12 protein-coding genes and 3 pseudogenes are annotated in these 10652 nt (G+C 67.9%); 12 read left to right on the top strand and 3 right to left on the bottom strand.

Features of this window, described 5'->3' with window-relative positions; translation table 11 throughout:
- Positions 1-222 (top strand): annotated as a pseudogene (locus tag BMG523DRAFT_RS20765) (ISAs1 family transposase); the annotation flags it as partial.
- Here BMG523DRAFT_RS20765 and BMG523DRAFT_RS20760 read toward each other — a convergent pair.
- Entirely contained in the window at positions 216-995 is a 780-nt protein-coding gene (locus BMG523DRAFT_RS20760) for a hypothetical protein (RefSeq protein ID WP_043592098.1), read from the bottom strand. The pseudogene BMG523DRAFT_RS20765 and the gene BMG523DRAFT_RS20760 overlap by 7 nt on opposite strands.
- A 199-nt stretch (positions 996-1194) precedes the next feature.
- Between BMG523DRAFT_RS20760 and BMG523DRAFT_RS20755 the strand changes: the two genes are divergently transcribed.
- The 6 genes and pseudogenes from BMG523DRAFT_RS20755 (at position 1195) to BMG523DRAFT_RS26035 (ending at position 5434) form a co-directional block, all read left to right on the top strand.
- Positions 1195-2022 (top strand): phosphate/phosphite/phosphonate ABC transporter substrate-binding protein, encoded by an 828-nt coding sequence (locus tag BMG523DRAFT_RS20755; protein WP_043592096.1) that lies wholly within the window; start codon positions 1195-1197, stop codon positions 2020-2022.
- Positions 2019-2780 (top strand): phosphonate ABC transporter ATP-binding protein, encoded by a 762-nt coding sequence (gene phnC / locus BMG523DRAFT_RS20750; protein ID WP_011436575.1) that lies wholly within the window; start codon positions 2019-2021, stop codon positions 2778-2780. The genes BMG523DRAFT_RS20755 and phnC overlap by 4 nt, the downstream gene beginning before the upstream one ends.
- Positions 2781-2824: 44 nt before the next feature.
- Positions 2825-3644 (top strand): annotated as a pseudogene (locus tag BMG523DRAFT_RS27555) (PhnE/PtxC family ABC transporter permease); the annotation flags it as partial.
- Positions 3641-4594 carry an alpha-D-ribose 1-methylphosphonate 5-triphosphate diphosphatase gene (locus BMG523DRAFT_RS27550; RefSeq protein ID WP_349256648.1) on the top strand — a complete coding sequence of 318 codons (954 nt, stop codon included), beginning with the start codon at positions 3641-3643 and terminating at the stop codon, positions 4592-4594. The pseudogene BMG523DRAFT_RS27555 and the gene BMG523DRAFT_RS27550, both read left to right, overlap by 4 nt.
- On the top strand, positions 4591-5181 hold the full coding sequence (locus tag BMG523DRAFT_RS20740; RefSeq protein ID WP_200875440.1) for an inositol monophosphatase family protein: 591 nt from the start codon (positions 4591-4593) through the stop codon (positions 5179-5181). The genes BMG523DRAFT_RS27550 and BMG523DRAFT_RS20740 overlap by 4 nt, the downstream gene beginning before the upstream one ends.
- The gene (locus tag BMG523DRAFT_RS26035) at positions 5162-5434 is read left to right on the top strand and encodes an inositol monophosphatase family protein (protein WP_198031058.1); all 273 of its coding nucleotides are present in this window, start codon (positions 5162-5164) and stop codon (positions 5432-5434) included. Before BMG523DRAFT_RS20740 ends, BMG523DRAFT_RS26035 begins: the two co-directional genes overlap by 20 nt.
- Positions 5435-5603: 169 nt before the next feature.
- Here BMG523DRAFT_RS26035 and BMG523DRAFT_RS20735 read toward each other — a convergent pair whose 3' ends face one another.
- Positions 5604-6230 (bottom strand): hypothetical protein, encoded by a 627-nt coding sequence (locus BMG523DRAFT_RS20735; RefSeq protein WP_152987887.1) that lies wholly within the window; start codon positions 6228-6230, stop codon positions 5604-5606.
- A gap of 158 nt (positions 6231-6388) precedes the next feature.
- Between BMG523DRAFT_RS20735 and BMG523DRAFT_RS27125 the strand changes: the two genes are divergently transcribed.
- From BMG523DRAFT_RS27125 to BMG523DRAFT_RS20715, 5 genes and pseudogenes are all read left to right on the top strand, one after another.
- Positions 6389-6670 (top strand): hypothetical protein, encoded by a 282-nt coding sequence (locus tag BMG523DRAFT_RS27125; protein ID WP_043592093.1) that lies wholly within the window; start codon positions 6389-6391, stop codon positions 6668-6670.
- Positions 6671-6717: 47 nt separating this feature from the next.
- Positions 6718-6876: pseudogene (locus BMG523DRAFT_RS27545) on the top strand (phosphoenolpyruvate phosphomutase); the annotation flags it as partial.
- A gap of 56 nt (positions 6877-6932) precedes the next feature.
- Entirely contained in the window at positions 6933-7112 is a 180-nt protein-coding gene (locus tag BMG523DRAFT_RS26790; protein ID WP_035913105.1) for a hypothetical protein, read from the top strand.
- Positions 7113-7241: 129 nt separating this feature from the next.
- The gene (locus tag BMG523DRAFT_RS20720) at positions 7242-8219 is read left to right on the top strand and encodes a class I SAM-dependent methyltransferase (RefSeq protein WP_043592091.1); all 978 of its coding nucleotides are present in this window, start codon (positions 7242-7244) and stop codon (positions 8217-8219) included.
- A gap of 1068 nt (positions 8220-9287) precedes the next feature.
- Positions 9288-10115, top strand: a complete 828-nt coding sequence (locus BMG523DRAFT_RS20715; RefSeq protein WP_011436580.1) for an SDR family NAD(P)-dependent oxidoreductase — start codon at positions 9288-9290, stop codon at positions 10113-10115.
- A 205-nt stretch (positions 10116-10320) separates the two neighbouring features.
- Here BMG523DRAFT_RS20715 and BMG523DRAFT_RS20710 read toward each other — a convergent pair.
- Positions 10321-10652 (bottom strand): substrate-binding domain-containing protein (locus BMG523DRAFT_RS20710; protein WP_043592089.1); only part of this gene is annotated, 332 nt, incomplete at its 5' end.

Genomic DNA, 10652 nt, shown 5'->3' with positions numbered 1-10652 from the left:
AAGGTCCACTGGGTGCGCGATGTGACGTTCCGTGAGGATGCCTCGCGGGTTCGGACCGGCCCACTGCCCCGCATCATGACCACACTCCGTAACCTGATCATCGGGCTGATTCGCCTCGCTGGCCATAACCGCATCGCCCCGACCATCCGCAGAATCCGACACGACAACGCCCTGCTCCTGGCCATCCTCACTCTCGACAACCCCGCTGACCTGCATCAATGACTTTGCGGGTCACCCTGGGCCGGCAGCAACTGGCGGGCGACGCCCCCGCCGGCCCCGGAACTCGCCAGGATCGCCAGCGGGGTATAACCCAACCGCGCCAGCGTCGCTCCGACCGACAGCACCAGCGTGGCGACCGCCGCCGGGACGGCGACCCTCGTGTAACCGGAAGTGAAATCGACCCCGTACAGATAGCTCAGCAGCACCGTAAAGGAGATGAACCCCGCGACGCAGACCAGGGCCTGGGCCACGTACCTTCCTCGCCACCGGCGGGTATCGAACAGTAGCAGGGCGAGCGACAACAGCGCCAGAATGGCCGCGCCGAAAGGCACGATCCGCCCCGGATGAGACTGCGAGGCTGTGGCCTGGTCGATGAAGAGAAGTTCGTCTATGCCGAAATTCCGATCCACGGCCGACTCGACGAGAGAGAGTCCGGAGATCGCCAGTGCAAGGGCGGCGGCCCCCTGTCCCGCCGCCCGGACGGCGGTTCGCCGCCGGCCGAGTCGGCTCCACAGCGAGAACCCGAGCAGCAGACCGCAGACGGCTCCGTTTGGTTTCGTCGACGGCCAGACGGGTTTGATGCTCGTGAGCACGTGGTTGTCCAGGGTCCAACCGAGTAGCGTGACCGCGGCCATCACGATCGTGAACACGGCGGCCCAGGATGCGACGGTCTCAAGTCGCGACGCGTGCGCACCGTCGCCGGCGGGCCAGGCCGGTGTCCCGCTGCCCGCACCCACCCGCACCGGCTTGGCCGGTCCGCGACCCTCTGGGTTCATGGCTCTCCTAGCGCCCGAACACGATCGAAAGATTCGCTCTTCGTGAGAGGTCATGACCGTTGCGTGATACCCGCGATCGCCGCCCTCACGCCGCCATCCACCAGCGACCACCTCCCCGGGGAGGTCTTGGGAACGGTGGATCGCCCCGCTGGGCGAGGTCGGGTAGAGCGCCCAGCCGAGGAGACGCCGGCTGACTGACATGATCAGCGGGCCGGTGGTCGGGGGCAGGTCCGCCAAACTTCAGGAGGACTACCAGTCCTCGATCGATTTGCTGCGGAAGGAAACCGGGAAGACGATCCGGTTCCAGCGGGCAACCGACTACGCCGCCGTCATCGAGGGGCAGCGCAGCGGCAAGGTCGATATCGCGCTGTACGGGGCACTGTCCTATCTGGTCGCCCGCACCTCCGGAGTGCGGGCGACGGCGGTCGCCGCGGCGCTCGCGGAGAAAGGTGGTTCGCCGGGCTATCGCTCCTACGGCGTGGTGAAGACCGGTTCGCCGATTCACGACCTCGCGGGTTTCAAGGGTAAGAAGGTCTGCCTCGTCGACCCGAACTCGACCTCGGGCTACCTCTATCCGCGGGCTGGGCTGATCGACGCCGGGGTGAACCCCGACAGCGAGATCACCGCGGTGCTGGCCGGCACGCACGATGCGTCGGCGCTCGGCGTGGCCAAGGGGCAGTGCGACGCCGGGTTCGCCTACGACGCGATGGTCGACAAGAAGCTGATCGAGAAGGGTCAGCTCAAGGCCGGCGAGCTGACCACGGTGTGGAAGTCCGGCCTCATCCCCGGATCACCGATCGCGATCAGTGACGACCTCGATCCCGCGCTCAAGGACAAGATCGCCAAAGTGATCCAGGAGCACATGAACATCGACTACCTCGAGTCCCATGGGTTCTGCACACCCGGTAAGTGCATGGTCGACGAGTCCGGCGACTGGGGTTTCGTCAAGGTCGCCGACACCTTCTTCGACCCGGTGCGGCACGTCTGCGAGGTCACGAAGGCCAAGAGCTGCACGGCGGCGGAGTGAGCGCCGTCCGCTTCGAGGGGGTGACCAAGCGGTTCGGCCAGACGCTCGCCCTCGACGAGGTGTCGTTCACCGTCGAGCCCGGCGAGGTGGTCGTCCTGCTGGGGCTGTCCGGTTCGGGCAAGTCGACGCTCCTGCGGCACGTCGACGGCCTGCATGGGGCAAGCGCGGGCCGGGTCATCGCGCTCGGCACGGACGTCGGCCAGGCGCGGGGCGCGCGGTTGCGGGAGCTGCGTCGCCGGATCAGCTTCGTGTTCCAGCAGTTTCACCTGGTCGACAGCCTCTCGGTGCTGGAGAACGTGTGCACCGGCGCGCTCGGCAGGCTGCGTGGCCTGCGGCTGGGTCTGGTCACCTATCCGCGGGCGGTGCGACTCGAGGCGCTGGAGCACTTGGAACGGGTCGGGCTCGCGTCACAGGCGTTCCAGCGCGCGGACACGCTGTCGGGCGGGCAGCAGCAGCGGGTCGCGGTCGCGCGGGCACTCATGCAACGCCCGGAGATCCTGCTCGCGGACGAGCCGGTTGCCTCCCTGGACCCGGAGTCCTCGGCGCAGGTGATGGGCCTGATCCGCGAAATCGCGAGCGAACGGAACCTGACCGTGCTGTGCAGCCTGCACCAGGTCGAGCTGGCGCTGTCGTGGGCCGACCGGATCGTCGGGTTGCGCTCGGGCCAGGTCGTGCTGGACAAGGCTGCGGGCGACCTTGACCACCAGCAGGCCGTTGCCATGATCTACCGAGCCGGCCCGCTGCGGGCCATCGCGTGACGGGGCGAACCCTCGCCCGGCCCAGGACCGATTCGGTCCTGGGCATGGCCGCGCTGCTGGGGCTGCTCGGCCTGGCCGGGTGGGCCTTCGCCGCGCTGTCGATCAACGTCGCGACGCTGATCGACAGCGGGCGGAACGCGGCCGACTTCGCCGCCCGGATGCTCCCCCTGGACTTCCCCACCGCGGGGGAGCTGCTGCGCCTGACCGGCCAGACCATGTCGATCGTCATCTGCGCCACGCTGCTGTCGGTGGTGCTCAGCACGGGGCTTGCGGTCTTGGCTGCCGGGAACACGGCGCCGCACCGCGGTGCACGGTTCGGCGCGCGGACAGTGATCGTCGCGGCCCGCGCGGTGCCGGACGTGGTGCTGGCGACCGTGTTCTTTCGGCTGTTCGGGTTCGGCGCGCTGGCCGGGGTTCTCGCGATGGGACTGCATTCGGTCGGCATGGTCGGCAAGCTCTACGCCGACGCGGTCGAGCAGATCGACGAGGGCCCGCGTGAGGCCATGCGCGCGGGCGGCGCGGGCCGTGGGAGCTGGTGGCCGGCGTGCTGCCGCAGGTGCTGCCCGCGTTCGTGGCGACCGCGCTGCACCGGCTGGACATCAACCTGCGGGTCTCGGTCGTCCTCGGCTTCGTGGGTATCGACGGGCTCGGCCGCGCCATCGCGACCGGCTGCTGATCGTGTGTGTGCGGGGCATCCCCGATCTGGTGCTGGCGATCGTGTTCGTGGTGATCACCGGGCTCGGTGCGGTCGCCGGGGTGCTCGCGCTGGGCGTCGGTGCTGTCGGGCTGCTCGGCAAGCTCGTCGCGGACTCCGTGGAAGAGGTCGACCCGGGTGTCGAGGACGCGCTGCGCGCCACGGGATCGAGAACGAGCAGCTGCCCCGACCGGGCGCCGAGCTGCCGATCGAGTTCGCGCTGCTGTCCTTCGAGGGCAAGCTGCGGGCCGCGGGCGTGACGACCGTGTTCCACGGCATCTCCTTCGAGGACACCCACCACGACATCCCGCGCAGCGTGGGCCAGGCGGAGAAGACGTGCGAGGCGATCGATGCTTATACCGGCGGGCTCGTCGACCACCGGATCCTGTACCGGCTCGACGTGCGCAGCCCGGAAGCGCTGTCCGCGCTGGCGCGGCGGTTGGACCAGGTTCCCGACGGCGCCCTGGTCTCCCACGAGGACCACACCCCGGGCCAGGGCCAGTACGCCGTCCGCGAGCACTACGAGCGCTATTTGATGGGCAGCCGCGGCATGTCCGACGCGGAGGCTCGCGAGCATGTCGACCAGCTCATCGCCGACCGGGACGGCAGGCTCGACATCCGCGAGGAGGCCCTGGTCTGGCTCGCCGCGCGCTCGGCGCGAATCCGGCTGCTCGGGCACGATCCCAGCTCGGCCGCCGAGATCGCCGAGCTGCGGGACCGCGGCTGCGCGGTCGCCGAGTTCCCCACCACGATCGAAGCGGCGGAAGCCGCCCGCGCCCACGGACTTCCCGTCGTCATAGGCGCCCCGAACATCCTGCGGGGACGTTCCCACAACGGCAACGCCTCCGGCCGTGACCTGGTCGGCCGCGGCCTGGTGACCGCGCTGGTGTCGGACTACCTGCCCTCCGGTCTGCTCGCGGCCGCCATGCTGCTCGCCGAGCAGGGGCTCGCCACCCTGCCGGCCGCCATCGGCCTGGTGACCGCCGGGCCGGCCGAGGTCGCCGGACTTCCCGACCGCGGTCGGCTCGAGCCGGGGCTGCGCGCTGACTTTGTGCTGGTCGAGCCGCGCCGCCCGTGGCCGGTGGTGCGGTCCGTGTTGTCATCCTGGGGTGTCTGGTGACAATCGGGGGTGCGGCGGTGACCCGGTGGCCGGTTCCCGAGCCGGAGATTCCGGCCGGGACGGATCCCGCGCTGGCCGCAGCCGCCCGCGCGGCGGTGGGCGCCTTTCGCGATGCGCGCGAGCGGTATACGCGCGCGGAGCTCGCCGAGAAGGTCGGCATGGGCGCCGACGGCACCCTCACCACGCGTCTGGACCTGCTGGTCGACACCGCCGTGGCGGAGGTGGTGAACGCCCAGCGGGTCAACCTGATCAGCGAGGAGATCGGTGTCATCGACAACGGTTCGGCGGTCACGCTCGTGGTCGATCCGGTCGACGGCACCGCCAACGCGGTCGCGGAGGTGCCGTTGTCGGCCTTCTCCGGCGTGGTCGCCGTCGACGGCAGGGCGACCGAGGCCCTCACCGTACGTATGGTTGGACACCGGCCGCGGCTGGCATGCGAAAGTCGGCCTCCCGTCGCCCTACTGGACAACAGGCCGGCGCGCACTCGACGGCGCCGCGGTCAGCCTCCTGCGGCCGCAGGCCAAGAACGAGGCGGCGTGGCTGCGGGTAAGCCGCCGGGCCGCGCGGGTGCGCATCCTGTCCAGTAGCTGCCTGGAGGCCGCCCTCGTGGCGCAGGGCTCCACGGACGCCTTCGCGGACGCCGGCTCGGACACGCACCGCATCATGGACATCGCCGCCGCGTCCGTGCTGGTCCCGGCGGCGGGCGGCGCGGTGATCGACGCCTTCGGCCGCCCGGTCGAGATCGTCCCCGACCTCAGCCGCCGATGGTCCGGCGTGATCGCGGCGACCCCGGAGCTGGCGCACCAGCTCGCGGACGAGATCAGCGGCTCTTCCTACTGATCCGTTCGCGTTACCCGGCCTTTTCCCGGGGAACGGCACGTCGCCGCCGCTGGTTGCCTGCGCCGGCATGATGGTGAGCCGGACAGCAGGTGACGCACGACAACAGCCCGCCGGCGCATGCGCATACGACCGGACCGTGTTCGGCGACGAGCCGATCAGCCGGTGATGCTCAAGAAACTCCTTGACCGGCCCGATCGGCAGACGGTCCTCCGTCCACTGCGACGCTCCTCGTCGTCGGCGGCGACCAGCTCGCCGCCGGGGGTGCGGCCGCTCCTTGCGGATGATGACCCGTATCCCCGGCGGCCAGCGTCCACACCCGTTTCTGGACCACCAGCCGCCGGGAGATCGCCGGCAGGGTCTTCTCCACGCCGTCGACCGGATCGAGCCGATCGCGGCCATGTACGCCGCGGGGGCAGAAGCCGCTGTCGCCGGTCATCACCCGGACCAGATGGCCTGGAACGGGACAGCGCGGCCACCGGCTCGGCCCCGTCGATCCGGTCATGGTCGCTCCCAACGCCGTCACCATCCTCGCAGCCTGCCGGTTCAACAGGTCCGTGCCGCAATGGTCTTCGTTGATCTCCTGGTCGCCGATCAACACGTTGCTCTCATAGGACCTGTTGACCAAGTTCCTCTCGTTCCCAGCGCACCCGCCGGAACCCGTCAAGCGGCCCAGATCGATGATCGTAAACTTGATCGAATTTTGATTACTGCAAGCGTTTTCTAGGTCGCACCCACTTTGGATCATGGGGAAGCGTGATCCGATGCGCACGATCGGGTGAGGCGGAGTCGCGGCCATGTGCCTGTAGCCTGCAGATTCAGGGAAGCCTCGCGTGTGTGGCGACCATTACCTCCAGGGATGCGGACGGCGAAGTAGACTTAAGGCCGATTAAGATCGGTATGCGCTTGCATACCGATGGCGGCATCCGCGCAGGAGGCAGGAGGCAGGAGGCAGCGGTGGCAGACGGCCAGCACCAGCCCGACGGGGAGCGGACGTCGACTGACGTCAACCCTAAGGTTGTGGTCGCGGCGTTGCGAAGGGATCCGGCGATCCGGTTGCAGGTCCTTGTTCATCACGAGACGACCACCAGGTTGCTGGCACCACTGCGCGAGCTGTGCCGGGTGGCCGTCGACGACGGTGAGACCACTGTCGTCAACGCGATCAGCAGCGTGGGAGCGCACCGGCTCGACCTCTCATCGCGGGCTGTGACATCGGGTTCGGTGATATCAACAATCTGATCCACCTCGTCCGCGAGTACGAGCACGCAGGTGTTTACGCTGTGTGAATTGAGGACAAGGCATTCCCTAAGAGGAACAGTTTCCCGCCCGGTCAGGAGCTCGCCGACGCAAACGAGTTCGTCACTAAAATTATGATGGTGAAGGATGTTCTCCAGGGCAAGGGCTTCATGTTGATCGCCCGGGTGGACTCCCCGATCGCGGGAACCGGCGAGGAGGACGCGATCTGGCGGGCCACTCTGTACCGGTGGTCCGGTGCTGAATCTTGCGCGTCGTTTTCGCGGCGGTGGATGCCGCTCTCCCCAGCATTCTCGAGTCCGGTTCCGCCGCCATCGAGTCGCGGCTCGCCTCAGTCGCCCAGGTGCTCGAGATGATTGGAAACGGCAAAGTGACCGCCGCTGACATCGCCTTCGCCGAGGAGGTGAAGCGCCGGCGCGCAGGGTAGGTCCATGAGCAACGCCGCCGGTGGCCTGACAGGCGGTTTTACTCACCGTAACCAGCGCCGCCCGAGTGCGGGCACTCAGGCTGGTCAACCCCATGACGACAGTGTGTGTTGACGATCGAAGGAAGGGCCATGGAGAACGTGTCTGACAATGCCAACGATCGTGCGGACGCCGAACTGCGACGCCGCTTGGAGGAGGACGTACACGCGGCGGCCATGCACGACGGGCTCGGCGTCCCGCCCTCCACCTGGCACGGTTTGGAGGTGGCAAGGCGGGCCCGGGGCCCGATGACGAGCTGGGAGTACAACCGCGCGCGGCTGGCCGACACACTCGACGCGGTGGCAAGTCACATTCCCAGCCTTGATCGGGCCATACTGGACTGGGCCGTGGCCGTCCCGCTCCCTGGCCAGTCGTTCTTCGACGCCTGGGAGCGGGACGGCTACCAACTGCCCGGGTTGCGGCAACACTCCAAGCTGCTAGAAGCGTGCATCACGGCCGCAAACCCTCAGCCAGCGGACGTCGTCCTAGATCTCGGTTGCGGCGACGGCGCGCTCGTGGCCAGGCTCCCGCTCGTCGCGCGTCTGGACCTGCTCGACAGCAGCGTGCGGATGCTCGAGCGCGTCCCACTGAGCCGGCCGGGCAGGAAGGAGACCCGGCTGGTCCACGCCGATTACCTCGACTACAGACCGGACACACGGTACGATGCGATCATCGCGGTCATGTCGTTGCATCACGTCGACCACGACCAGATTTCTCGGGCCCTGGAAAAATGCTACCGGGAGCTTTTCCCTGGTGGCCGCCTGGTCCTTGGCGAGACATTTCTCGACACCTCGGCACTATCGAGCCAGAACGACATCGACGATGTCTGCGACGTCTACTATCGGAAGATAGTCAATGCTGCGGAGCAGAACTGTTACCGCCATGCGCTCAAGGACGCACAGATACTCGACCGGATCCTTCGGCGCTCCGGGGAGTACATGCGGACTCGGGAGCAGTGGAGAAGGTTGCTGACACGGGCGGGATTCTCGGTGAAAGCCAGCCGGACGACTTCACCCGAGATCCGCTACGGCTACCTGCTGGCCGTTCGTCCTCCCGAGGACGACCAGTAAGTCGGCCGGTCGTGAAGCATCTGCGCCCGGGGTAGGTCCATGAGCAACACCGCCGGCGGTCTGACACCGGGTGTTCACCCGCTGAACCAGCGCCACCCGAGTTCCTGGCACTCTAGCTTGGACGGCGCGGAATCAATGGGCCGGAATGATATGAGGAATCGTTATGGAAGAGAGTGCCGTGAACAAATCTGAGGCTGAATCTGATGCGGAAGCCCTGGCACGGGCCTACGAGAAATCGCGATCCGCTGTTCCGCTTCATCCGCGGCGGGAAGCCCTGGTCGGCGGCCATGCGGTCCGCATTGGGCGTGTGTTCAGCGACACACGTCCGGTTTCCGTAAGCGCTTGCAGTAGAGTTGCCATGCGAGCTCGGTCGCTGGGATCTAGTTCGCCTGAGGGGTTGGCCGGGGTTCCGGCGGCCCCAGGGCTCTTGCAAGGATGCGATTCGGTCGGTTTAGCCAGCTCTGTCGGTTTCGGGTGATCGGTCCTGGTAGAGCGGTATGGGGGACCGCGGGCACGGCTGGACCACGTGTCGCGGACACGAAAGCAGGCACGCCGCTTGTAGATCACGGAGATGTCTTATGTCCTCGTGGTCTGGAGTGCGGCGTGCCTGTGGGCGCATTGTCGCGCGCCGCGGCCGGCGCGGCCGAGCTGATCGAACGCGACGGCCGCACCTGGCATGAGGAGGACTCCGAGTGAGACACCCTCTGTCAACCCTCAGGCGGCCCGGTTCGAGCGCGTGGGCGCGGCAGACAGACCGGCTACACCCACAACACGATCGCGCGGGGTCGCTGGCCGCCCATCCCTGACTCGCCATCAGTCCCCGGCGTAGCCACCGGGACCCGCCGCCGGGACCCGCCACCCGGTCAGCCCGCCTGGCGACCGGGATCACCGTGCCCGGAGCCTACGTCAAGTTCCACCGCCTTCTGCAAGGGCTTACACTCAAGCTGGCGGTAGGCGTTTACGGAACCCTCGGTGGCCACCGCCACACCTGCTCGACTCGGGAGGTCCCTCTTTGTCCGCCACGCCCCAGCGCTCCCCAAGCCCTCAGTCCGCTCCCCGAGGAGACGCATGACCTCCGCAGGTGCGCTCGACGGCAAGGTGGCCGTCGTCACCAGTTCCAGCAAGGGGATTGGCCGTGCGTTGGCGACCGGCCTCGGTCAGGCCGGCGCAAACGTGGTCGTCAACTACAAGAACGACCGCGCGGGCGCCGAGCAGACGTGCCGGCGTATACAGGAGGCAGGCGGCATCGCCGTGGCGGTCGGCGCTGACGTAGGCGTCCCCGAGGACGCGCAGCGGTTGATCGACACGGCCCATTGCGAGCTTGGCAGCATCGATGTGCTCGTCAACAACGTCGCGCATGTCCGTCTTGGCCCGGCACAAGCGACGACTCTCGAGGACTGGGGCGACGCCATCAGCACCAACCTTCGGGGCGCCTTCCTGACGACCATAACCGCGGTGGCCGCAATGGGGGAGCGGGGTGGATCGATCATCAACATCTCAACCTGTGCCGACACCCTGATGCTCCGATACCACGCCGTCTACACCGCATCAAAGGGCAGCCTGGAGGCGATGACACGCCACCTCGCCCTGAGGCTCGCGCCGCGTGTGCGCGTCAACGCCATCGCGCCCACGGCCACGCGTATGGAGCGCAACTGGCAGGACAACCCCGACTTCGATCGAAGCTGGAGCGCCGTCATTCCGCTGGGCCGCATGGCGACGCCCGAGGACTACATCGGCCCGCTGGTGTTCCTGGCGTCGGACGCCTCGTCGTTCGTCACCGGGGAGATCCTCCACGTCGACGGGGGCTGGACACTCCAGGGCCCTGCCCCGGACATGCGGCACTACGACTTCGAGACGGACCGGCATCGCGGGCGAGGAGGCCCTGACAGATCTTGAACTGCTGCTTGCGGCGTTCCGCGAGTCCATCGTCTCGCGCGGGCTGCGGATCGCCGCGCTGGGGCTGCTACGGGCCCCACTCTCCTACATAGCCATCGACAAGGAGCCATCCGCGACGGCACCGCATAACGACGAGCGCGCCATAAGAAGGTGTTTGAGATCGTCGGTTGGACGATGGGACCGCGGGTGGCATAAGCCGGCGGAGTTATGTTGTTCCGCTCGCGGGGCGGCACGTCGTGTCACGGATCTCGATGCTCACGGGCAGCACGACCACTTCCGAGGCGTCCAGGTTCTGGGAAGCATCCGGAACAGCGTCGAGGAGACTGAGCAGCAACTCGGCGGCGATCTTCCCCTGACGGGCCAGCGGCTGGACGACCGTCGTCAGCTCGAACACCTCTGCCTTGTCGTGCCCGCCGAAGCCGATAACAGACATGTCCTCCGGCACGCGGAGCCTGGCACGGCGCAACGCCCGCAGCGCACCCATCGCCATCTCGTCGTCCGCGACGAACACCGCCGTGGGCGGCGACTCGACCGAGA

Origin of the sequence: Frankia sp. BMG5.23 (genome assembly GCF_000685765.2) — a bacterium.
Taxonomy (GTDB): domain Bacteria; phylum Actinomycetota; class Actinomycetes; order Frankiales; family Frankiaceae; genus Frankia; species Frankia casuarinae.
The sequence above is the reverse complement of the archived record's forward strand: the minus strand, read 5'-3'. Positions and strand labels throughout refer to the sequence as shown.

Excerpts from the sequence above, each read along its gene's own strand:
- BMG523DRAFT_RS20760 (WP_043592098.1), bottom strand. The coding sequence starts at position 995 with ATGAACCCAGAGGGTCGCGGACCGGCCAAGCCGGTGCGGGTGGGTGCG.
- BMG523DRAFT_RS20755 (WP_043592096.1), top strand. The coding sequence starts at position 1,195 with ATGATCAGCGGGCCGGTGGTCGGGGGCAGGTCCGCCAAACTTCAGGAG.
- BMG523DRAFT_RS20735 (WP_152987887.1), bottom strand. The coding sequence starts at position 6,230 with ATGGCCGCGACTCCGCCTCACCCGATCGTGCGCATCGGATCACGCTTC.
- BMG523DRAFT_RS20720 (WP_043592091.1), top strand. The coding sequence starts at position 7,242 with ATGGAGAACGTGTCTGACAATGCCAACGATCGTGCGGACGCCGAACTG.
- BMG523DRAFT_RS20715 (WP_011436580.1), top strand. The coding sequence starts at position 9,288 with ATGACCTCCGCAGGTGCGCTCGACGGCAAGGTGGCCGTCGTCACCAGT.